Here is a 22,193-nt window from a genome sequence, read left to right as displayed (position 1 = left end):
GCACTCCCGTTCTTCTTTGTGACGCTGTGGCGTACAAAGCACCGGCTGAGCTTACAAGGTTTGCCGGCCGCACTGGCACACCGCACGCGTGTCGAGCGGTGTCATCGGATGCTGCTTGCTGCGGTGGCATTGATGGCCTGCAGCGCGGGTGCGCGCGCGGAGGATGGCTACAACCTCTGGTTGCGCTACGCCCCGCTGGACCTTGTGCTTGCTGCAGACTACGCCACACAGCTGGGCGAGGTTGTCGCCCCCGATCAGACACCCACCCTGCGTGCCGCACGCGATGAGCTGGTCCGCGGCCTCACCGGTCTGTTGGGCACCGCACCCCGGATCCAAAACGAAAGTTCCGCTGGTCGCGTACTTGCGCTTGGTACGCCCCAGTCGTCGGCGTTGATCGCGCCGTTCCGCGAAGAGGTCGAGTCGCTGGGGCAAGAGGGCTACCTGCTGAAGCGCACGCGGCGTGATGGGCGCGACATGCTGCTGGTGGCATCGCGCAGTGATATCGGCGTGCTGTACGGCACGTTCCATCTGCTCAGGTTGCTGCAGACCGGTGCTTCATTGGACCACCTTGATCTGCACGAGTCGCCCAAGGTGCGGCTGCGGGTGCTTGACCACTGGGACAACCTCGACGGGTATGTCGAACGCGGCTATGCCGGCCGCTCGCTGTGGGAGTGGCAGACGCTGCCGGAGTGGCGCGACCCGCGCTACACCGATTACGCACGGGCCAATGCCTCGCTGGGCATCAACGGCACGGTGCTGAACAACGTCAACGCCAACGCACAGAGCCTCGCGCCGCAGTACCTGGACAAGGCGGCCGCGCTGGCGGAGGTATTCCGGCCCTACGGCATCCGCGTGTACCTGAGCGCGCGCTTCAGCGCCCCCATCGAACTGGGCGGGCTCAAGACCGCCGATCCGCTTGACCCTGCGGTACAGCGTTGGTGGCGAGACAAGGCCGACGAAATCTACCGGCGCATTCCCGATTTCGGCGGTTTCCTGGTCAAGGCCAACTCCGAAGGACAGCCGGGCCCACAGGACTACGGCCGAAACCATGCCGACGGCGCCAACCTGCTCGCCGATGCATTGGCACCGCACGGCGGCGCGGTGATGTGGCGTGCCTTCGTCTATGCGCACGACGTACCCGCCGACCGTGCCACCCAGGCCTACACCGAGTTCGCGGGGCTGGACGGTGCGTTCCGCCCGAACGTGGTGCTGCAGGTGAAGAACGGCCCCATCGACTTCCAACCGCGCGAACCCTTCCATCCACTGTTCGGCGCCATGCCGCGCACGCCGCTGATGATGGAGTTCCAGATCACCAAGGAGTACCTGGGCTTCGCCACGCACCTGGTGTACCTGGGGCCGTTGTTCGAAGAAGTGCTCCAGGCCGACACCCGCGCAGGGGGCAGGCGCTTCACCGTGGCGCAGTCACTGAGCGGCATCGCCGGCGTTGCCAACATCGGTACCGATCGCACCTGGAGTGGCTCGCATTTCGATCAGGCCAACTGGTATGCGTTCGGTCGCCTTGCCTGGAATCCCGATCAATCGTCCCGTGACATCGCGGAGGACTGGGCGGCGATGACCTTCTCGCCAGAGCCGGCAGTGGTGCAGCCGATCGTCGGCATGATGATGGCATCACGCGAGGCCGCGGTGAACTACATGACCCCGCTGGGCCTGCACCACCTGATGGCGCGCGGGCACCACTACGGACCCGGACCCTGGGTGGACGGCGGCCCGCGTGCGGACTGGACCTCGGTCTATTACCACCGTGCCGACCGCAACGGCATCGGCTTCGACCGCACCGCGACGGGCAGCAACGCCGTGGCCCAGTACGCCCCGGAAGTGGCCGCAACCTATGCGGACCTGACCCAGGTTCCAGAGGCGCTGCTGCTGTGGTTCCACCATGTGCCATGGGATCACCGCATGGCCTCCGGGCGACCGCTGTGGGACGAGCTGGTGGGTCGCTACTCGTTGGGCGTACGCCAGGTCCAAGCCATGCAGGGCACCTGGGCGAGCCTGCGGGGAAGGGTGGATGCAGACCGGCACGAACAGGTCGCCGCCTTCCTCCAGATCCAGCGGCGCGAAGCGCAATGGTGGCGCGATGCCAGCGTTGCCTACTTCCAGTCCATCAGCAGCAGGCCACTGCCGGCAGGCGAAGCCACACCGCCGCACCCGCTGGCGTATTACCAAGCGCTGCAGTTTCCATCGGCACCAGGAGATGGGCGATGAACGGTAAACCGAGAATGGGATGGATGTTGGGCAGCCTTCTGGCGTGCTTCGCCGCACCGGTCATGGCGCAGGAATCCGTGACGCCACTGTTGCACCCGCTATTCCAGGACCATGCGGTGCTCCAGCGCGATCAGCCGATTCCGGTCTGGGGCCATGCCGCGCCGGATACCACCGTATCGGTGAAGTTTGCACGCCAGACCGCCACGGCACAGGCAAATGCAGAGGGTCGCTGGCAAATCACATTGAAGCCCATCGCCGCCGGAGGCCCCTACGAAATGAGCGTACGGGCAGGGCGGGACGTCCAGACCGTGAGCGACGTGCAGATGGGCGACGTCTGGCTATGCTCCGGCCAATCGAACATGGAGCTGCCGGTGCGGCGCGCGCTCAACGCCGACAGTGAAATCGCCTCGGCGGCGCAGCCGGACATCCGCCTGTTCACCGTACCCAAGGCCCCAGCCGTGACGCCTCGGGAGGGCTTCTCCGGCCCCGTGTCATGGCAGCCTGCATCACCGGAAAGCGTGCGCGACTTTTCCGCCGCCTGCTACTTCTTCGCGCGTGAACTGCGGAAGACCGTCAATGTGCCGATGGGACTGATCCAGTCGGCGTGGGGCGGTTCGCGGATAGAAGCCTGGACCAGCGCCGATGCGCTGCGCGCGCAGGGTGGCATGGAGGAAGCCCTGGATGTGTTCGCCTTGTATGCCAGCGACCCCGTGGCGGCAAACGCAGCCTGGGGCAAGCACTGGCAGCAGTGGTGGGAGCAGCGCGAGCGCGCCACGCCCGGCGATGCCCCCTGGCAGCCCGACGCCGACCGCACCGGGTGGCGCCAGGCCCCGGCCCAGCTCGGCGCATGGGAGCGCTGGGGCATCCCGGCGCTTGCCGCGTACAACGGCATGGTCTGGTACCGCACCCAGGTGAAGCTGAGCGCCGCACAGGCCGGGCAGGGCGCACGCCTTGAGCTGGCGCCTGCCGACGAAACCGACGTGACCTGGGTCAATGGCGTGGCGGTGGGCAGCCAGAACGCCCCGGGGGAACCGCGATCCTATCCGCTCCCGCCCGGCCTGCTGAAAGCCGGAACCAACAGCGTGGTCGTCAACGTGCTGGACACCTGGGGCGACGGCGGGCTGGCGGGCCCCGCAGAGGCCCACGCCCTGCAGCTGGACGATGGCACCCGGATCGTTCTGGATGCTCCCTGGTGGTACCGCGCAGCGCCGGGCGACCTGTCACCGCCACTGGCCCCGTGGCATGCCGCCAGCGGCCTTTCGACGCTGTACAACGGCATGATCGCGCCGCTGGGGAGCTATGGCCTGCGCGGCATGCTCTGGTACCAGGGCGAATCCAACACCGGCGATGGCGCTGCCTACGCGGACAGGCTGCGCACGTTGCGCGATGACTGGCGCCGGCAGTTCGGCGCGGAAATGCCGCTGCTGGTGGTGCAGCTGGCCGGCTACGGGCAGCCGCCCGTGGCCCCGGTGGAAAGCGGCTGGGCGCAGGTGCGCGAGGCGCAGCGGCGCGTTGCCGCAGAGGACCCGCATTCCGGGCTGGCACTCGCCATCGACATCGGCGATGCCTACGACATCCATCCGCCGAACAAACAGGAACTGGGCCGGCGCCTGGCCCGCGTGGCGCGCCATGTGGTCCATGGCGAACAGGCGCTGGCAGCCTCCGGCCCGACGGCAAGCAGGGTTTCCCGCACGAGGGTGGAGGTGCGCATCAGTTTCGACGATGTCACCGGAACGCTGGTCGCCACCGGTGCGAACGGCCCCATCGGCTTCGAACTGTGCGATGCCGAGGCCAAGCACTGCACCTACGCCGACGCCACGCTGGACGGCAACGCCGTCGTGCTGAACAGCCTGCAGGCAGGAACCGCCGCCAGCGTCCGCTACTGCTGGGCAGACGGCCCGGTCTGCACGCTGCGCGACAGCAGCGGCGCGCCCGCCGGTCCGTTCGAGCTCTCCCTCACTCCTTCAGGGACGCCCTGATGCGCCTGCTGCTTGCCACGGTACTGCTGCTGTCCGCCGCGCTTCGGGTGCAGGCGGCCACACCCGCAGCCCCGGTTTACTTCGACTGGTTCGAATACGCCGGCAATGACGTGGCGTTTGAACCGCCGCTGCCCGCCGGACATTACCGCAACCCGATCCTGGCCGGTTTCCACGCAGACCCCAGCATCACCCACGCCAACGGGAAGTTCTACCTGGTCAATTCCAGCTTTACGTACTTCCCGGGGATCCCGGTATTCGAAAGCGTGGACCTGGTGCACTGGAAGCAGATCGGCAACGTCATTGACCGCCCAACGCAGCTGGACTTCGATGGCCTCAGCGTGTCACGCGGCATCTTCGCGCCAGCCATCTCGTTCCACGACGGAGTCTTCTACGTGGTCACCACGGCGGTCGACAGCGGCGGCAATTTCATCGCCACCGCCCGCGATCCGGCCGGCCCTTGGTCCGACCCGCACTGGCTGCCGGGCATCGAGGGCATCGACCCATCGCTGTTCTTCGACGAGGACGGCAAGGTCTACCTGCTCAATAACGACGTGCCGCCCGGCCCGGCGCGCTACGAAGGCCACCGCGCTATCTGGATGCAGCAGCTCGACCTGGCGTCATTCAAGCCGGTAGGCCCACGCAAGGTGCTCATCGACGGCGGCGTGGAACCGGCCAAAAACCCGATCTGGATCGAGGGGCCGCATATCTACAAGCGCGATGGCTGGTACTACCTCTCCGACGCCGAAGGCGGCACCGGCCCGCAGCATTCGCAGGTGGTGCTGCGCAGCCGCGAGGTGTGGGGGCCCTACGTGCCGTATGCAGGCAACCCGATCCTCACCCAGCGCGACCTGCCGCAGGACCGGCCACTGCCGATCACCAACGCCGGCCACGCCGACCTGGTGGAAGGCCCGGACGGATCCTGGTGGGCGGTATTCCTGGCCAGCCGCAACTACGACATACGCCACTACAACACCGGGCGCGAAACCTACCTGCTGCCGGTGGAATGGCGTGACGGCTGGCCGGTGATCCTGCCGGCCGGCCAGACCATTCCGTACGCGGCCAAGGTGCCATCGTGGATGCAGGGAGAAGCAACACAAGCTCCTTCCACCGGCAACTTCGTAGAGCGCAACGAATTCGACACCCCCACGCTCGGCAACGATTGGCTGCGCGTGCGGGTACCCAAACAGCCGTGGGCCGACCTGCGCGAGCGCCCCGGTTCCCTGGCGGTGCACCCGCTGCCGGAAGACCTGGACACGCTGCGCAACCCCGCGTTCCTGGGCCGCCGCCAGCAGCACCTGCGCTTCGAGGCCAGCACCCAGATGACGCAGCCAGCAGAAGGCGTGGCGGCAGGATTGGCCGCCTTCCAGAGCGAAGCCTACTGGTACTTCCTCGGCGTCCGCAGCGTTGGCGAGGATCGCGTGGTGATCTTCCTGGAAGGACGCGACGGCGGCGGCGCAACAAAAACACTCGCATCGCGCGACGTCGCAGCGGCAGCTCCGCTGCGCCTGCAGATAAAAGGGGACGGAGGACGTTATGCCTTCGCCTTCGACACACGCGATGGGCAAGGCTGGCAGACCCTCGCCGATGACGTGGACGGAACGGTATTGAGTACGGATCGTGCAGGCGGCTTCGTCGGCGCCCTGCTGGGACCATTCGCGCGCGACGAGCGCGCCCTGAGGAGCAAATGATGACGCGCAGGCCCCTGTTCCGCACGCTGGCGCTCTGCGCCGCCATCAGCCTGGCCACCGTCGGCCACGCCGCCGCGCCTCAGCCGTGGCTCGACACCTCGGCCAGCTTCGAGACCCGCGCCGCCGCGCTGGTCGCGCAGATGACCCTGGAAGAAAAGGCGGCACAGATGCAGAACGCCGCGCCCGCCATCGAGCGGTTGGGTGTACCGGCGTACGACTGGTGGAACGAAGGCCTGCACGGCGTGGCCCGGGCAGGGCAGGCCACCGTGTTCCCGCAGGCCATCGGCCTGGCCGCCACGTTCGACGTACCGCTGATGGGGCAGGTGGCCACCACCATCAGCGATGAAGCGCGCGCCAAGCACCACCAGTTCATCCGCGAGGGCTCGCACGGCCGTTACCAGGGGCTGACGTTCTGGTCGCCCAACATCAACATCTTCCGCGACCCGCGCTGGGGCCGGGGCCAGGAAACCTACGGCGAAGACCCGTACCTCACCGCGCGCATGGGCGTGGCCTTCGTGCACGGCCTGCAGGGCGATGACCCGGTGTACCGCAAGCTGGATGCCACCGCCAAGCACCTGGCCGTGCACAGCGGCCCCGAGGCCGACCGCCACCACTTCGACGCCCGCCCCAGCAAGCGCGACCTGTACGACACCTACCTGCCGGCATTCGAGGCACTGGTGAAGGAAGGCCAGGTGGACGCGGTGATGGGCGCCTACAACCGGGTCTACGGCGAATCGGCCAGCGCCAGCCACTTCCTGCTGCGCGACGTGCTGCGGCGCGACTGGGGCTTCAAGGGCTACGTGGTCTCGGACTGCTGGGCCATCGTCGATATCTGGAAGCATCACAAAATCGTGCCGACCCGCGAAGCCGCGGCCGCGCTTGCGGTGAAGAACGGCACCGAGCTGGAGTGTGGCCAGGAATACGCCACATTGCCCGCAGCAGTGAAGCAGGGCCTGATCAGCGAAGCCGAGATCGACGAGGCGGTAACCCAGCTGTTCACCGCGCGGATGCGGCTGGGCATGTTCGATCCACCGGAACGCGTGAAGTGGGCACAGATCCCGGCATCGGTGAACCAGGCCCCTGCACACGACGCGCTGGCCCTCAAAGCGGCGCAGGAATCACTGGTGCTGTTGAAGAACGATGGCCTGCTGCCGCTGTCGCGCAATCTCAAGCGTATCGCCGTGGTGGGCCCCACCGCCGATGACACCATGGCGCTGCTGGGCAACTACTTCGGCACCCCGGCTGCACCGGTAACGATCCTGCAGGGCATCCGCGATGCCGCGAAGGGGGCCGAGGTACGCTACGCACGCGGCGTGGACCTGGTGGAAGGGCGCGATGATCCCAGCGCGACGCCCCTGATCGAAGCCACCTACCTGCGTCCTTCCGTGGATTCCCCCGAGCGCGGCCTGCGTGGTGAGTATTTCCGCACCGCCGATCTTTCCGGCACGCCGGCCCTGGTGCGCACCGATGCCCAGATCGGCTTCCGCTGGGACCGCGGCTCGCCAACCGACAACCTGCTGGCCCGCGGCGAAGCCGCCCCGGGGCAGGGCATCCCCAACGACGGGTTCAGCATCCGCTGGAGCGGTCAGCTGCTCCCGCCGGTGTCGGGTCGCTACCGCATCGAGGCCGCCGCCGACGACGGCTATCGCCTGTACGTGGACGGTAAGCGCGTCCTGGACCATTGGACCAGCAGCGACCGCCTGCATGGCGATGGCGTGGACCTGGACTTGGAGGCCGGGCGCGCGTACGAAGTGAAGCTGGAATACTTCGATGCCGAGCGCGACGCCGGCGTGCGGCTGGGCTGGCGCATGCCTGGTGCCAAGCCGCCGTTTGAGGAGGCTCTGGATGCTGCGCGCAATGCCGATGTGGTGGTGTTCGTCGGCGGCCTGACCGGCGACGTCGAAGGCGAGGAGATGAAGGTCAACTACCCGGGCTTCGCCGGCGGCGACCGCACCGACCTGCGCCTGCCCGCGCCGCAGCGTGCACTGCTCGAAGCCCTGCACGCCACGGGCAAGCCAGTGGTGATGGTGCTCACCGGCGGCTCGGCCATGGCGGTGGAATGGGCGCAGGCGAACCTGCCGGCGATCCTGATGAGCTGGTACCCCGGGCAACGCGGCGGTACCGCCGTGGGCCAGGCGCTATTCGGCGATACCAACCCCGGCGGCCGGCTGCCGGTAACGTTCTACAAGGCAGACCAGGCGATGCCGGCCTTTGACGACTACACCATGGAAGGCCGCACCTACCGCTACTTCCGGAGCACGCCGCTGTACCCGTTCGGGCACGGCCTGTCTTACACAACCTTCGACTACGGAAAACTGCGCCTGGATGCGCCCCGCATTTCCGCAGACGGGCACCTCAAGGTGCAGGTGGACGTGGCCAACACCGGCAAGCGCGCAGGCGATGAAGTGGTGCAGCTGTACATGCGGCGGGTCGATGCGGCGCCGGGTGATGCACAGCAGGCGCTGCGCGGCTTCCAGCGCGTGCAGCTGGCCCCGGGTGAGCGGCGTACCGTAGCGTTCGATCTGGATGCAACGCAGGCCCTGCGCCAGTACGACGAAGCGCGGGCGGCCTATGTCGTGCCGCCGGGCGCGTACGAGGTCAGGGTAGGCAGCTCCAGCGCCGACGCCCGCGTGCAGGCCCGCTTCACCGTGGAGGCTGCCCGTGACTGAGCACGTCCTGTCGGTACGGGAAAAGCTGGGCTACAGCCTGGGCGACCTCGCGGCGAACCTGATCTTCCAGACGCTGATCACCTACCTCGCGTTCTTCTATACCGATGTGTACCGGCTGCCCCCTGCCACGGCGGCGACGATCATCTTCGTGATCGGCCTGTTGGGCGCCTTCGTGTTCACCCCGCTGATCGGCATCGCCGCCGACCGCACCGCAACACGCTGGGGCAAGTTCCGGCCGTGGATCCTGTGGACGGCGGTACCGTTCGGCGTGCTCTCGCTGCTGGCCTTCAGCACCCCGCAGCTGGGTGCGCAGGGCAAGATCATCTACGCCCTGGGCACCTACGGCCTGCTGATGCTGGTCTACGCAGCCAACAACCTGCCGTACTCCGCGCTCAGCGGTGTGCTCACCGGCAGCATGGCCCAGCGCAACAGCCTCTCGGCCTACCGCTTCGTGGCGGTGATGATCGCCCAGTTCATCATCCAGGTGCTGCTGTTGCCGCTGGTGCTGATCCTCGGTGACGGCGACCGCGTGCTGGGCTTCGAGCGGGTCATGACCGTGTTCGCGGTGGTGGGCACCGTGTTCTTCCTGATCACCTTCGCCACCACCCGCGAGCGCATCGTGCCGGCCAAGGAACAGACCGGCGGCGTGCTGCAGGACCTGGCCGACCTGCTGCGCAACCGCCCGTGGCAGGTGATGCTGGCCCTGACGATCCTGGTCTTCATCAACCTCGCGTTGAAGGGCGGCACCTACATCTACTACTTCCAGTACTACATGAGCGAGCCCGCTCTCGCAGGCTTTCTCGACAACACCGGCTTCAACCGCTTCATCGGCGGATTGAACGCCACGCTCAATGGCATGGGGCTGTCCGGCTTCGCGTGGCCGGAGGATCCGGCAACCTCGGCGTTCAGCCTGTTCAACGCCTGCGGCATCATCTGCATGATCCTGGGCATCGGGGTATCGCGCCGGCTGGCCGATCGTTTCGGCAAGCGCGATGTATTCGGAGGCGCGCTGCTGGTCTCCACCGTGTTCCTGCTGGTGTTCTACTTCTTCCCGCCCACCGCCGTGGCCGTGGCGTTCGTGTCCTTCATGCTGCACGGCTTCTTCTACGGCATCACCATTCCATTGCTGTGGGCGATGATCGCCGACGTCGCCGACTACTCCGAATGGAAGAACAACCGCCGCGCCACCGCCATCATTTTCTCGGCGATGCTGTGCGGCCTGAAGATCGGTCTCAGCATTGGTGGCGCACTGGTCGCGGGCATCCTGGCGTACTACGGCTACCAAGCCGGCGCAGACCAGCAGCCGGAGGGCGTGGTCAACGGCATCCGCCTGACGGTGAGCGTGTACTGCTCCCTTCCGTTCCTGATCGCCGTGGCGATGCTGTTGCTCTACAAGATCGACAAGCGCATGGAAACCCGCATCGAGCAGGACCTGCAGCAGCGCCGCGAAGGCAACAACCTTGTGCACCTTGCGGCACATGCCATCTCCCAGCCGCTGGTGACCCACATCTACACGGCCGATCCGTCGGCCCATGTGTTCGAGGGGCGGCTGTACATCTATCCCTCGCACGACATCGACGCCGGCGCGCCGTTCGACGATGACGGCGGGCACTTCGGCATGGAGGACTACCACGTGCTGCGGATGGACAGCCCCAGCGGCGAGGCCACCGACTGCGGCATGGCCCTGCATGTACGCGACGTGCCTTGGGCCGCAAAGCAGATGTGGGCACCCGACGCGGCCCACCGTGACGGCCGCTATTACCTGTACTTCCCGGCCAAGGACAGGGAGGGCAGGTTCCGCATCGGCGTCGCCGTGGCCGAACGCCCCGAGGGTCCGTTCACCGCCGAACCGGAGCCGATGGCCGACACGTACTCCATCGACCCCGCCGTGTACGAGGACGAGGACGGCGCGCATTACCTCTACTTCGGCGGCATCTGGGGCGGCCAGCTGCAGAAGTACCGCGACAACCGCTACGACGCCGCGCACGCAGAGCCCACCGGCGATGCGCCGGCACTGGGCCCGCGCGTCGGCCGACTGGATGCAGGCATGACCCAGCTGGCCGAGCCCACGCGGGAAATCATCATCCTGGACGAGCACGGCCAGCCGCTGCGCGCCGACGACCATGAGCGGCGGTTCTTCGAGGGTCCGTGGCTGCACAAGTACCAGGGCAGGTATTACCTGTCGTACTCAACCGGCAACACCCATCTACTCTGCTACGCCATCGGCGACAGCCCGTACGGCCCGTTCACCTATGGCGGCGTGATCCTCAAGCCGGTAGTGGGCTGGACCACGCATCACTCCATCTGCGAGGTCGAAGGCCAGTGGTACCTGTTCTATCACGACGCCCTGTTGTCGGGCGGGGTCACCCACCTGCGTTCGGTCAAGTGCACCCCGCTGCACATGGAAACGGACGGCAGCATCCGGACCATTGATCCCTATGGCAACTGACAGCCCGTTGCCCATCGACGACGCGCAGGCGCCACTGCCTGCTGGCCACCTGCACTGGTTGCGGGCGGGGGAGCTGGAGGTGGCACTTGCCCCTGAGGCCGGCGGACGCATCGCCCGCATCCGCCATCAAGGCGTGGAGTGGCTGGTGGACGAACGGGAGAGTGGGGCCGCCGCCATTGCCTGGGGCTGCTACCCGATGGTGCCGTGGGCCGGCCGGATCCGGCACGGGCGCTTCAACTTCGATGGCCGGGCGTATGCATTGCCAACAAACTTCGGCGAACACGCCATCCACGGGGTAGGGTTCGCACTGCCCTGGCGCATCGACAGTATCGCGGCGGACAGCGCCACGCTGTCGCTGGAACTTCCCGAGGACGACTACTGGCCCTTCGGCGGCACAGCAACGCAGGTCATACAGATGACGCCGCACAGCCTGGAACTGCACCTCGCAGTGCAGGCCGGCACCCAACCGATGCCCGCCGTACTCGGCTGGCACCCGTGGTTCCGCAAACCGGATCAATTGCTGTTCGAGCCCGACGCCATGTACCCACGCGACGAGGAGGGCATCGCCAGGCTGCCACTGGCAAGCGCATCCCCCGGCCCATGGGACGACTGCTTCATCAACCAGAGAGACATAACCCTGATATACGGAGGCCAGCGCCTGACGCTGCGAGCCAACACCGACCACTGGGTGGTCTATGACGCCGCGCCGCACGCTACCTGCGTAGAACCCCAAACCGGCCCACCAGACGCCTTCACCCTCGCACCCAAGACACTGGAGCCAGGCCAGCAACTCGAGCTACGCTTTGAGCTGAGCTGGTAGGGTCGCTTCCCAAACGACCGCCGATAGCGGTGATCGGCACGGTAACGCATGACCCAAATCGAAAATACGCCTCCTCCGTTCGAGGTCATGCCCCAAAGGAACAATCACCACCCCGGCGGTTGATTGGGATGCAACCCTACCGGCAGCCGGCATCCAAGATCCCGGCGGGCAAGTACCTCAGCCAGTCACCTGCGGATCATCGCTCGGCGCGGCGAGGCGCCAGGCGGCCACGTACCGGATGTACTTGCCGACGAAGATGCCAGTGAAACCGCCCGACAGCAGCAGATAGGCCGCCCGGAAACCAACATCGCCCGCAAGCGTCGGCGACATCGCCAGCGCGGATTCAAACCCGTACTTCACCATGAATGTCACCAGCAGCAGCGGCAGCAGGCTGTAATCCGCGCTGCGCCACAGCTTCCCGGTTGCCCGGTTCGCGGTCAGCACTGCACGGCGAAGCATCATCCAGCCGATACCCATCCCCGCGCCGATGCCGACCAGCCACAGCGCCCATGCCTGCCAGGAGGTGCCGTAGCGGGCACTGATCGACCACAGGCCCCAAGCGGTGAACAGCGCAGGCACCACCGCCAACCTCCCCAGCGTGATCTCACCCGGCTTCATCGCGGCGACACCGCGCGTGATCAGGAAGATCAGATGTTCACCGCACAAGCTCCTGTTTCGACTAAGTGACTGATTGTATTTGGACTGCCCACACCTCGCGGCATCAACTTCGACCTCCCCACAAGGGTAAGATTTATAGCAGCCTTCGACAGCGCGCCATTTCTTGCTCAACGATGGACGCAACGTCGACATGTCGCAGCACCGTTGGCCGTGGAGCGTCTGGTCACTCCCCTGACGACTAAGAAGTGCATGTTTGGGGCCGAGACGAAGATGCTTGCGATCAGGCAGCACGCATGCGGGGCATGGCAGGGAGCAGGCATGACGCATGCTGCATGGCGCCTTCCAGCCCCCGCCCGCTTCTGGCCAAAAGCGGAGAGGCCAGCTCTCCCGGACGAAGACAGTATGGTTGGGAGTGCTAGCGCCGCTTCGCGGGCTTGCGCCGCGTACCAGTTTTGCCTTTACTCAACGCAGGGGTGCCCCTGCGGGCGCTGGGCTTCATCTCCGCATCCCAGGGTTGTCGACGGGACCAGGCGATCGTGACGTCCAGTGAGTGCTCGGCGTTCCGCGCAAGTCTGATCCATGGCAGCCGGGGGCCCGCTCTGTGTCGCGACTGGTCATACAGTGCAGGGACATGGCGGCCCAGCACGTGCCTGAAACCGTCGGCATAAGCCCGAGAGAGCGCCCGCAGGGTAGCCGTCAGCAGTATTCGATGCAAGTTACTTGGTGCCGGCTCGAGTTCAGGAAAAGCGAGAAGCGCGCTTAAGTTGGCGATCACCCGGTAAGCGGTGCGATGCAGGACGCGCACGTCCAAGTAGAGGCCACTGGCCACGCGTTGGACAGGCAGCAGCAGGAGATCGTGCCGTGATGAGGTTGATGGAGCACCAACTACCGGTTCAAGCGCCAGAGCTTCGCGCTCCCGGGTCGTAAGACTCGTCGCAGGAAGGGGAGATGCGATCTGGCGAGTAATGCTCAACAACGGCGGGAGAAATCCTGCAGGCAGATCCGCTATCGCTGCCTGTCCAGGCCAGAGGCTCTTGGCACACCGCAGGAGGTCCTTGGCGGCTTGATGGTCCCGCGCGCCGCTGGCGCGGGGGCGGCGCAGTCGTTCCGTATGAATATGCGTCGGGCTGATAGTGAAGCTATTGTGCCAGCGCATCAGGCACGTCGGTGCTGGCCACAGGGCAGCAAGCGCAGCGGCGCCACCCACGGACTGCTGCTCCGGACATAACAAGGTGTTGAGCCCACGCTCGACCGCCGTCCACCCTAGATAGGCTGCAAGGAAATCTCCGCGCTCACCTTCATGAGGATCGCCCTTGAGGATGGCGCGCTCATTAACCTGATCCATCCCACAGGGACAACACACCAGGTCCAGCCCCTGCCGGAACCCTTCAAGCAGTGGCCGATCGCATCTTCGGCAGCTATGGACCAGCTTCGTACGGTGCCACGGACACTGCGCCATCCAGGGCATCTGAAACAGATTGGAGTGATAGCCTACACGCAGGCACGAAGGGCAGGCGCGAAGCGACCAAGGCAAGGCGGACCAGGGGCCCTCACCAGCAAAAGGCTGCCACGGTTCGACAGTCCACAGGCCTTGTGATTCCTGCGAAATGCCCGCGGTAGCGGCCAGCCGAACCTGATTCCGTTCGGAAAATGCAAGGACGTGGGAGAGGTCGTCGCGGTACTGGAAGTGCAGTCCGAAGGCCGCCCGAAAGTCGGGGCCGTGGAAGTGGTTCAGACGGGCCACATGCAGCAGCGTTCCGAATGCAGAGAGTCCATGCTGGTGCTCCAAGCGCGCACTGACCAAGCCATTTGAAAATACATCGACAGCTGGCATGTTAGTCCTCCACCAGACCGGTGCCGCGAGAGCGTTCGAGCTCAATGAAGCCCGATGCCTCTAGGGCAGCATCGATGTCCGCATCGGTGAATCCGCTGAAGTCGGCGCGTCGCGCGGCGATAGTCGTCAACAGAAAGTTGATGCACACCTCAAAGCTCTTCATCGCCCACGTCCAGATGCCGGGCAATCCGGACTGCAGTCGGAGCTTCTCGGCGCGCTGATGCAACTGGGCGGCGTGTTGGCGAAACCGCCAGCCGCTCTCAAAAGCGTCCTGCGCAAAGTGGTGCGAGTAGCTGCGTCCGGACCCTAGCGGCCACTCGGTATGGTCATCCATGCGGCCCAGCGCGTGATTAATTTCTTCAATGCCATCCAGTCCACCGAACTCATGTTTGCGAATCAGGAAACGGCCTCGTACATGCGGTGGCGGATTTCCATCGTAGATCTTCTCCATCGGCGTTCCGCTAAAGTCACTTTGCACGACCAGGACGACGAACAGCATGTAGCCTGCGTCAGTCATTTCGTTATCCAGCGTCACAAGGTGCTCGTAATCGTCCGGGAACAGACGCTGCGCCTCGTCAAGGAAGATCACTGCCAGATCGGTGCCATGTTCGTTGCATTTGGCGATCAGGAAGTTGCGAAGGCGTGCCATCCGATCCAGCGGCGTCGTGCGCTGGGGTAAGGACAGCGAAAACCGCTCAAGCCACAAGCTGAAGAAGGCGCCGTCCGTGCGCTTGTGGCTCTTCGGAACATTGACGCGGGAGGAGAAGAAGGGAGTTTGAATCCACGATGCATCGCCGCACAGGTACTTCACAGCCCAAGACTTTCCAAACCTCGCTAAGCCATAGATGACGATGCCGCGATACTCGGCTTCGACCGCACTGACGATGGCATCGGCCATTCGCTCGATGGGACGGGTTGCAAACGGCGCGCGCAGGCGTTGTAGAAGCGGATGCATGTTCATTTGGTCGGATCCTTGGAATGGTCGAAGCTAACGCGGCCACCGCGGGGGGCGAACACCACCGGGGCCTGCGTCTGGCTCGTGGGGGCGAGAGGCGTGCAGGAGGAATGCTTGGCCAACTGGTCGACTGCAGCGGGCAGCTGATGCGCATGCGTACGTACAAAGGTGCGGTACGCCGAGATCGCATCGTCCACACCCACGATCGAGAACAAGCCCCGATTGCTCCACCGGATGATCAACTTGCGCATGTCGAAGTCGTGGCGTGTACGACTCCATGGCGGCAGTGCCGTGAGGCGGACGAGCACATCTCCTTTGACGGTCAGAAGCGTGATGTAGCGGAGGTCTTCCATGGAGATCACGGCTTGAACCTCCTGGCCGACCCAATCCCATCGATCACGGAGACCGAACGCCCGATAACGCGCACGCCTATAGTTCACGTACGGCTGGCGGCCTTCCTTGCGATTGCCCTTAATGGTGACCGTCAGCCGCAGCAGGGCCAGATTGCTCGCATCGGCGGGAGTGCGAGAAGACTCGAATGTCCAGCCGCCACCACTTACAAATCGGCGCACGACCGCTAGGGCCGACTGCTCCCCCAATGCCGTCAGCGGAGTCGCGTTGTAGCCGGCGATCACAACGTCCATGAGATCGTGCAACGCAACCGGATTCAGCGGATGCTGCTCGGCCGAATCGGCGGTGGTCGCCCGCTTGGGGGTATCGGCACCGCGCGCCGGCTCGAAACCACCCGGCAGATGACGGATCGCGCCGTTTTCCATTTGCCGGAACAGAGCCTCCAGGACACCACGCGTTTCCGGAACGTGCGCCGGACCTAGGTGCAGTACGCCGCGCATGTGGCGCGTGGCGTTGGTCGTGGTGAGCTTGGCGTGGTGCGCCATCGCGTTATCGATCGCCGACAGCACACCTCGCAGCAGCCGGCCCGTGGCCACTACGGTACCCACGCCCGACTCCGGGACGTATTTCATTTCAGGTGCCAGCAAGTCACGCGGGACCCACGGAGTCAAGGCGCGGTTGAAGAGCCGAAGCACATCGATCTGGGAGTATCCACGGCCCACGACCAGCGACCAACCCAGCACCAACCGCGATGCCGCATCGATGATAAGCAACAGCCACACATAGCTGATCTCGCGTAGGACGGTCTTACCGGAACCATCTTCCACTTCCAGGCAAAAGTCCGCATCCATGCGGTGAGCGTCGAATTCGAGCCGCTCCATCACCCCGAAGTCAAACACCTCCTTGAGCTGCTTGGCTTGCGTGACGTCAGTGTATTCCTCTTCGCATTCACTTTGAGGAAGATCCTGCCGTATTCGCTTCAGATGCTCCAACAACGCGCGACGTCCCTTGTCGCCCGCATTGAAGGGATAGCCCACCCCTAGAGTGTGCTTCCGTACCGCAGCGAGAAATTTCTCGAACAGGCGCTCGAATGCTGTCGACCTGCGCTCCCGTGTCGGCAATGGCTTGTGGAAATCCGCTAGCATTGGGGCAACACCCGGCAGGGCACGTAGCAACCGTCCGAAGGCTCCGGGGCCTGACTTTGCGGGCACCGGTGGCGTTTGCTTTGCTGACGGCACCCGCACGCGATGGGGCAAGCACACCCGCCAGCCCCATGGCTTTCCGTCAGGCGCCATAGCTGCGCACGTGTCGACCATCTTGATGAGGGTGTTGCGCTGAACGCCGTTCGCCTTTGCTGCCGCCAGCATGCTGTTACCACGCACTACCGAGCGTAACGCCGCCTTGCGCTTGTTATAGGCAGCAATGATTTGCGGCGTCCGCCCATTCAATTCAGGTTCGTCCCACTCGTCCAGCTCTTCTTCAGTAGGGGGAAAGATGTTCATGAGCGCACCGCCGACTCCACGACCGCGTGGATATGCAGCTTCACCGTCCAGTTGATCCTCAATTGCCCGCTGTGGATGAGACTGCAGGTGATGGCGCGAACGTCGCGAACGTCGTACTCGGCAAACGTTCGTTCAAGGTGATAGAACGAGTGGCGATTTTGGAGCTGGAACAGTGCGAGTATGCGCTCACGCAATTCGTCAGCCTGGGCTAGCTCGCGCGCCGTTTGCACATAGGGCAGCAGCCGAATCCGGTTCGCGTTCTCGACCGCCCGTCGCAGGAATTGCGTCTCCGGGACCAGGCGCAAGGCGACCTGCGCGTCGCAGGCGGCAGCGACGATGGCATCGCGCTTGCGCGCGGCCGCCCGCGCTGGGCCGGTATGGCCTTCCGGATAAGCCGTGAGCAGATGGAACTGTTCCAGACCACGGTGCGTGCGGGTCCAGAACGAAAGCTCCTGCCCGGTACCGTCGACTCGCAGTATCCTCGGTCGCTCTACGTAGGCTTCGATCTCGGGCGAGAACTCAAACTCCAAGGCTAGCGCCAAGGCCGTCGGCCGCACGACCGTCACACGGCGCCCCAGTTTGGGCGACTCATATAGATAGATGTCTTGGCGCTGCAACTGCGAACGGGTCAGTTCGCGGGCAGCGTAAGGCGCCGTATCTCCCACCGTGCGGCGGTTCATGCATGGCTCCGTTCTGACGGGGTGGGGAGGGCGGCCGCGACCACGCGGGGTGGCAGTCGACACTTCATGGCGGCAGGGGTCGTGAGGTTGTTGACGAACAACGAGGTGAGCGCGCCCAAACGCCGCTCCAGCAGGGCGAGTCCCTCAAACGATGGCCAGCGATGGGACGTGATGGGGGCAAGATCAGGTACTCCCCCCACCCCAATCGATTCGATTGCAAAGTGGGGAGAGTTAGGCCGGCGGACGCCAGCGGGTACACGCAGGACCAGAAAACGGGATTCTTCCGGGCGCGAGGCGACCGGGGCAAGTGGGATAGCTGTCATAGGAAGGCTCCGTTGTGGACAAGTTCGCCCGTACCCGGCTTCCAGTGAGGAAGGGGTAGACGTCGGCGAAGAACGGGGGTAGCCTTCAGACCGTTAGAGCAGTCTTAGTGGCACCCAAAGCCCCCGGTTCGCACCCGGGGGTTTTCCGTTTCCGCTTAGGGCAGGGTGGGACTACACAATCCTCCTCTTGGCATGGCTGGGGAAAGGCATGGACATTAGGCTTGGCAATCGTCAGGCGAGCCTGCAGCGGAGACCGACGCCAGCCAAAGGCCCACATCGCGTGTGCGCGCAAACCAACCGCGGCGGCCTGGAACGCGAAATACGCTCACCGGCAACGCCCCTTTGCTGGCGCTCCGCCGAAAGGAGCGGTCGCTACCAAATTTAAACAGGGCGGCCAGGGCCTGACCGTCCATGAGCTCGCCATGCACCGCAAGCAGGCTTGTCGCCCACTCTTTTTGTGAGTCGCTTGAGGCTGGGGACGGGACGGATGCGGTCACCAGTGCCCTCCAGTGGACAGGTGCGGCCATACAAGCACATGATGGGCCCGCCACCTGCCGCCACTATTGGGAATTACGCTCTATTCCTGCCGGACGACTCCAAGGAAGCTTTGGCGAGCCCGCCGACCGTGTCCGGGCATGGCATTGGCTGGCCGAGGTTCTTGCCGCCGCCCAGGTAGACAGTGTCCATGTGCTGGACCGACACACGCCCCGCCACCGGCTGATGCGGGGCCAGTCCCAAGGCCGTCGATTCGAAACCGTCCTGCTGGACGGCTACACGCCCCCTCGTTGGCTACGTGAGCACGTAGCAGGCCAAAGAGGTTTCAAGGCCACACAGCGCGCCTATATGCACCCGGTATGGGACCACTTGGCATACCGCGCGCCCTGCTTCCCCGAGCGCGATTCCTGGCTGACCCAGCAGCTCAAGCTCCACCGGATCCTGCGGATCGAGCCAGGGGACGAGCTGCATGCCATTGAGTTGGGTCTGATTCCAGACGAAAGGGAATGGGACTCCAAGTCCACCTTGGATCTGCATTTCAGTCGCTTTATGTCCTTGGATGGCCTGCTGCTGTTGCTACTGCTCTATCGCGAAGCTCAAGACGTGGGGCATCGAAGCCAGGCAGCGATGTTCCGAAGCTTGCTCTATGCGTTGGGTTCTGAGTGGCCACGGCACTACCGTTATCACAACGAAGCATCTGATACATGGCGGTTTTTGCTCGAAACCCGGATTGTGGACTGGGCGCCACGTTTTCAGCCTAGTCAAGCAGCGATCACGCGGGCGGAGGAGGAGTTGTTGCAGGAGCACGATCGTCTCGCAAAGCTTGCCAAGACGAAGCCACACACGCCGCCGGGACAGCTTAAGAAGGGCCGCAGCGAACGTCGTTGGCGTCGAAAGGTTCTGATTCGTGCGTGTTGCGTTCACTACGATGGTTTCTCGAGCTACCGCAACGTCGACTACCGCGACGCCGATCCATTATATGAATGGCTGGCAGCTCACCGCGAACACATCGCCCAACATCGTTCTCGTGCGATCGAAGTGCTAATAATGGATCCCGAAGATGCGGCAACGTCTCGACTGGATCCGTTAGTAATGCCCGCTGCGCTCTATGCCCAACGGTGCCGGCCACCGATTTCGGAATCGGAGTGGATTGTGTTCGGTAACAAATCCATCTTTGACGTTATCCCAGTGGTGAGCGAATGAGGCAGACGGCTCAACTCCAACCATCGGGAAACGTCCAAGTGATCCGTGTCATGTCTCGCAACGCAACTCGAAAGTGAAAGCAGCTTGTTGGATCCGCCCGGGCGGCGCAAGATCGAGGACGCGGTGATGTCCTGAGTCAGAACGAAATCACCACCGCAGCATTTTATGGAGAGGGGTCGCAATCAGTTGTAAGTCGATGCTATCCCCAAACTGCTTCTTGGCGCATGCAATACCAGCGGCGGCGGCGGGAACAGATCCCCTCCAATTCCTTAACGGCGGGATCAGGCTTCAGTCCCAGGCAGCAATCACAGCTATCGTTACAGCTGTAAAGCCGCATAGCCTCGATCGCTGCACCCAGAGACCTGAGGCTTCCGTCCGAGTGGTGCCCCTGGTCGGAATCGAACCGACGTGTACGCGCTTATCTGGCGCGTGCTCTCACCGGGGTATAAGGCCGGCGCTCTGACCAACATGAGCAACAGGGGCGTGATCGATCGAAGCGATCACGCCGGTATTCGAGGGTCGAGCGGGCTCAGGCGGGTCATAGGGCAAGCATACCGGGATCGACACCAAGCTACTATCCCCGGGCGCGACGGTAGGAGTGGGCCCACGCGGGAGCTGGGACGCGGTCGGTCGATACTAGCCAAGCCATCCGCAAGGCCTGCGCGTCCACCAGGGCATGATGGCGTCTGGCCCTATGTTCCGGATGGGCTGCGAACCAATCCTCGACCAGCAGTCCCGGAAGGCCTTCCTTCGACATGCGTGTCATGACCGGGGCCGGCCGGGGCCCGCATGCAGCGACTTGGTCATCAGGCAAGTCAAACCCATCCAAGGCATACCGCAGCAGCTGAAGGTCGTTCGGGAAATCCGCGATCACCGCTGGCGCGTCGGTCTCGTTCAGGAAGGCGCGCAGCTTGGTGGTCAGGGCGGCATCAGGCAAGGCTACGCCGCCGCGGTCGAGCAGCGGGTAGACGCTTTGACGAACGAAATCGGTGGGGGCGTCGGGCAGGATGGCTCGCTCGGCGTAGAAATGACGATCTCCATCCTCGTTCACTAGCGCCAGACTCACCAGCTCGCTGCCCGTCACATCGGCCCATTCGGTGTCCAAAAAGTAGTACGCGGTAGCCATGGATGAATGATGCCATAGCTTTCAAGGCCCCCCAGGGTAGGGCGGTCTTGGTCAGAACGCATTTCTCCTAGACGAGGAGGGCACCTGTCGCTGATCGAGCGCGTGAACCACCTCACAGCGCCCCAGCCATGTACGCAAGACGAAGAACTCGTCTTCTGCAGGCCACTCCAGATCCAGCCTGCGTATCCGGTCGGCCCCTTCATTCGTACTGGCGGTTTTGCCTAGCAGGGCGAGTGCTTCCTGGATCATCCGGAGCAGGTCATCGCCCGCTCTTTTCCACGCTTTGTTTTTCGCGTCCGTCATTGCTCTTCCTTCACTGGGCCCTTCAGTTCGATCGTGGCACAGGAGGTCACGCCTCCGGCTTTGCGTGCCACGGGATTAGGGATGGTTATCGAGGGTAGGGCGAGTCGTGGCGGTCGCGGATAGGATGTCCGCTAATGGCCGGAAGTGGACACCGAAGTCGGCTGGCAGGGAGCGACCACAACCTGGGAAACTCGCTCAAGGACAATCGCAGACACTTCTTCGGTCGCGAGGTAAAGCACCTTGACGATCTGTGCTATGAATATAGACAGTTGAATGAATGTGCATGGGAGGCCGTGCGATGAGTCGGAATAATGTTCCTTCTCAAGAAGATTTTGCTCGCGCAAAAGCGGCAATGAGGAAGGACGATCAGGGGCTAGCTGATGTTCGGAGAAATATCATGAACGAGTTCGGATCGCGAGGGATCCGCCAGGTGTTTTCACTGTACTCACGTGCAACCAATAGCTTTGGCGTATTCGTCTTCTTCCAGTCAAACACAGAAGTTGCTAGCGCGCATGAGTCTGGACTTGTTTCCGAAATAGAGGGGGCTGCTCTGCAGGCGCTTGAGGAAGTCGGGCGAGGACCTAAATCAAGCATCGATGTACGCTTTGAATTTGATAGTGACGAGAACGTCCAGATGGATTTCGCCGGGGACTACTCTCGCCGGCTTCGGTAGAAGGGGGTGGCAACGGCCCGGATGCGCGCCTGCAGCCTGCGGCGATCAGCTGAATCGCCCAGGCGACTTTGAATCAGCTGCTGCTATCCGATGGTCCGCTTCTGGCCGGAAGCGGACATGTTGACCATAACTGACCGTTGGCGGTAGGGGGCAAATACCGAAGCGCACTGCACCTGTTTTTAGCTAGCGGCCGCCAACTGCTCAAACCGGTAGGGCTTTGGCAGAAACCGCACAGAGAAAGGAAGGTGGGCCTCCTCCGTTGGAGCTGATATCCACCGAGACCCACTCGGCAGTGCCGATCA

15 protein-coding genes, 1 tRNA gene and 1 pseudogene are annotated in these 22,193 nt (G+C 64.1%); 9 read left to right on the top strand and 8 right to left on the bottom strand.

Features of this window, described 5'->3' with window-relative positions; genetic code table 11:
* The first annotated feature begins 108 nt into the window (after nt 1-108).
* The 7 genes and pseudogenes from BAY15_RS10365 (at nt 109) to BAY15_RS10340 (ending at nt 11,828) form a co-directional block, all read left to right on the top strand.
* On the top strand, nt 109-2,223 hold the full coding sequence (locus tag BAY15_RS10365) for an alpha-glucuronidase family glycosyl hydrolase (RefSeq protein WP_068852102.1): 2,115 nt from the start codon (nt 109-111) through the stop codon (nt 2,221-2,223).
* Nucleotides 2,220-4,202, top strand: a complete 1,983-nt coding sequence (locus tag BAY15_RS10360; protein ID WP_068852099.1) for a sialate O-acetylesterase — start codon at nt 2,220-2,222, stop codon at nt 4,200-4,202. Before BAY15_RS10365 ends, BAY15_RS10360 begins: the two co-directional genes overlap by 4 nt.
* A complete protein-coding gene (locus tag BAY15_RS10355) occupies nt 4,202-5,890 on the top strand; it encodes a glycoside hydrolase family 43 protein (RefSeq protein WP_068852096.1) in 1,689 nt (562 codons plus the stop codon). The genes BAY15_RS10360 and BAY15_RS10355 overlap by 1 nt, the downstream gene beginning before the upstream one ends.
* A complete protein-coding gene (locus BAY15_RS10350) occupies nt 5,890-8,559 on the top strand; it encodes a glycoside hydrolase family 3 protein (protein WP_343123986.1) in 2,670 nt (889 codons plus the stop codon). The genes BAY15_RS10355 and BAY15_RS10350 overlap by 1 nt, the downstream gene beginning before the upstream one ends.
* A pseudogene (locus BAY15_RS19560) lies at nt 8,546-10,006 on the top strand (MFS transporter); the annotation flags it as partial. The gene BAY15_RS10350 and the pseudogene BAY15_RS19560, both read left to right, overlap by 14 nt.
* Nucleotides 9,992-11,008, top strand: coding sequence for a glycoside hydrolase family 43 protein (locus BAY15_RS19555; protein ID WP_428999298.1), 1,017 nt, complete (start codon nt 9,992-9,994; stop codon nt 11,006-11,008). The pseudogene BAY15_RS19560 and the gene BAY15_RS19555, both read left to right, overlap by 15 nt.
* The gene (locus tag BAY15_RS10340) at nt 10,998-11,828 is read left to right on the top strand and encodes an aldose epimerase (RefSeq protein ID WP_068852089.1); all 831 of its coding nucleotides are present in this window, start codon (nt 10,998-11,000) and stop codon (nt 11,826-11,828) included. The genes BAY15_RS19555 and BAY15_RS10340 overlap by 11 nt, the downstream gene beginning before the upstream one ends.
* Nucleotides 11,829-12,005: 177 nt before the next feature.
* Here the strand turns inward: BAY15_RS10340 and BAY15_RS10335 are convergent, their stop codons facing one another.
* The 5 genes from BAY15_RS10335 to BAY15_RS10320 form a co-directional block, all read right to left on the bottom strand.
* Entirely contained in the window at nt 12,006-12,638 is a 633-nt protein-coding gene (locus BAY15_RS10335) for a DUF1453 domain-containing protein (protein ID WP_237334242.1), read from the bottom strand.
* A gap of 223 nt (nt 12,639-12,861) precedes the next feature.
* A complete protein-coding gene (locus BAY15_RS19190) occupies nt 12,862-14,280 on the bottom strand; it encodes a hypothetical protein (RefSeq protein WP_157771730.1) in 1,419 nt (472 codons plus the stop codon).
* Nucleotide 14,281: 1 nt separating this feature from the next.
* A complete protein-coding gene (locus BAY15_RS10330) occupies nt 14,282-15,241 on the bottom strand; it encodes an ATP-binding protein (protein WP_157771729.1) in 960 nt (319 codons plus the stop codon).
* On the bottom strand, nt 15,238-17,088 hold the full coding sequence (locus tag BAY15_RS10325; protein ID WP_157771728.1) for a hypothetical protein: 1,851 nt from the start codon (nt 17,086-17,088) through the stop codon (nt 15,238-15,240). The genes BAY15_RS10330 and BAY15_RS10325 overlap by 4 nt, the downstream gene beginning before the upstream one ends.
* Nucleotides 17,085-17,768 carry a hypothetical protein gene (locus tag BAY15_RS10320; RefSeq protein WP_157771727.1) on the bottom strand — a complete coding sequence of 228 codons (684 nt, stop codon included), beginning with the start codon at nt 17,766-17,768 and terminating at the stop codon, nt 17,085-17,087. The genes BAY15_RS10325 and BAY15_RS10320 overlap by 4 nt, the downstream gene beginning before the upstream one ends.
* Before the next feature lie 734 nt (nt 17,769-18,502).
* On the opposite strand from BAY15_RS10320, the gene BAY15_RS10315 reads away from it, so the two are divergent.
* The gene (locus BAY15_RS10315) at nt 18,503-19,789 is read left to right on the top strand and encodes a hypothetical protein (RefSeq protein ID WP_157771726.1); all 1,287 of its coding nucleotides are present in this window, start codon (nt 18,503-18,505) and stop codon (nt 19,787-19,789) included.
* Between the two features lie 380 nt (nt 19,790-20,169).
* Here the strand turns inward: BAY15_RS10315 and BAY15_RS10310 are convergent.
* The 3 genes from BAY15_RS10310 to BAY15_RS10300 form a co-directional block, all read right to left on the bottom strand.
* Nucleotides 20,170-20,272: transfer RNA gene (locus BAY15_RS10310), tRNA-Ile, on the bottom strand.
* A gap of 91 nt (nt 20,273-20,363) precedes the next feature.
* Nucleotides 20,364-20,915, bottom strand: coding sequence for a 3'-5' exoribonuclease (locus BAY15_RS10305; protein WP_068852072.1), 552 nt, complete (start codon nt 20,913-20,915; stop codon nt 20,364-20,366).
* Nucleotides 20,916-20,966: 51 nt separating this feature from the next.
* Complete coding sequence (locus BAY15_RS10300; RefSeq protein ID WP_068852069.1) at nt 20,967-21,218, bottom strand: hypothetical protein; 252 nt, start codon at nt 21,216-21,218, stop codon at nt 20,967-20,969.
* Between the two features lie 283 nt (nt 21,219-21,501).
* On the opposite strand from BAY15_RS10300, the gene BAY15_RS19185 reads away from it, so the two are divergent.
* Complete coding sequence (locus BAY15_RS19185; protein WP_157771725.1) at nt 21,502-21,891, top strand: hypothetical protein; 390 nt, start codon at nt 21,502-21,504, stop codon at nt 21,889-21,891.
* The last annotated feature ends 302 nt before the right edge of the window (nt 21,892-22,193 follow it).

Origin of the sequence: Stenotrophomonas rhizophila (assembly GCF_001704155.1) — a bacterium.
Classification (GTDB): Bacteria; Pseudomonadota; Gammaproteobacteria; order Xanthomonadales; family Xanthomonadaceae; genus Stenotrophomonas; species Stenotrophomonas rhizophila_A.
Note: the sequence above shows the minus strand (reverse complement) of the source record. Positions and strands in the feature narration are given on the sequence as shown.

Excerpts from the sequence above, each read along its gene's own strand:
- BAY15_RS10365 (WP_068852102.1), top strand. The coding sequence starts at position 109 with ATGCTGCTTGCTGCGGTGGCATTGATGGCCTGCAGCGCGGGTGCGCGC.
- BAY15_RS10360 (WP_068852099.1), top strand. The coding sequence starts at position 2,220 with ATGAACGGTAAACCGAGAATGGGATGGATGTTGGGCAGCCTTCTGGCG.
- BAY15_RS10355 (WP_068852096.1), top strand. The coding sequence starts at position 4,202 with ATGCGCCTGCTGCTTGCCACGGTACTGCTGCTGTCCGCCGCGCTTCGG.
- BAY15_RS10350 (WP_343123986.1), top strand. The coding sequence starts at position 5,890 with ATGACGCGCAGGCCCCTGTTCCGCACGCTGGCGCTCTGCGCCGCCATC.
- BAY15_RS10340 (WP_068852089.1), top strand. The coding sequence starts at position 10,998 with ATGGCAACTGACAGCCCGTTGCCCATCGACGACGCGCAGGCGCCACTG.
- BAY15_RS10335 (WP_237334242.1), bottom strand. The coding sequence starts at position 12,638 with ATGTCGACGTTGCGTCCATCGTTGAGCAAGAAATGGCGCGCTGTCGAA.
- BAY15_RS19190 (WP_157771730.1), bottom strand. The coding sequence starts at position 14,280 with ATGCCAGCTGTCGATGTATTTTCAAATGGCTTGGTCAGTGCGCGCTTG.
- BAY15_RS10330 (WP_157771729.1), bottom strand. The coding sequence starts at position 15,241 with ATGAACATGCATCCGCTTCTACAACGCCTGCGCGCGCCGTTTGCAACC.
- BAY15_RS10325 (WP_157771728.1), bottom strand. The coding sequence starts at position 17,088 with ATGAACATCTTTCCCCCTACTGAAGAAGAGCTGGACGAGTGGGACGAA.
- BAY15_RS10320 (WP_157771727.1), bottom strand. The coding sequence starts at position 17,768 with ATGAACCGCCGCACGGTGGGAGATACGGCGCCTTACGCTGCCCGCGAA.
- BAY15_RS10315 (WP_157771726.1), top strand. The coding sequence starts at position 18,503 with ATGAGCTCGCCATGCACCGCAAGCAGGCTTGTCGCCCACTCTTTTTGT.
- BAY15_RS10305 (WP_068852072.1), bottom strand. The coding sequence starts at position 20,915 with ATGGCTACCGCGTACTACTTTTTGGACACCGAATGGGCCGATGTGACG.
- BAY15_RS10300 (WP_068852069.1), bottom strand. The coding sequence starts at position 21,218 with ATGACGGACGCGAAAAACAAAGCGTGGAAAAGAGCGGGCGATGACCTG.
- BAY15_RS19185 (WP_157771725.1), top strand. The coding sequence starts at position 21,502 with ATGGGAGGCCGTGCGATGAGTCGGAATAATGTTCCTTCTCAAGAAGAT.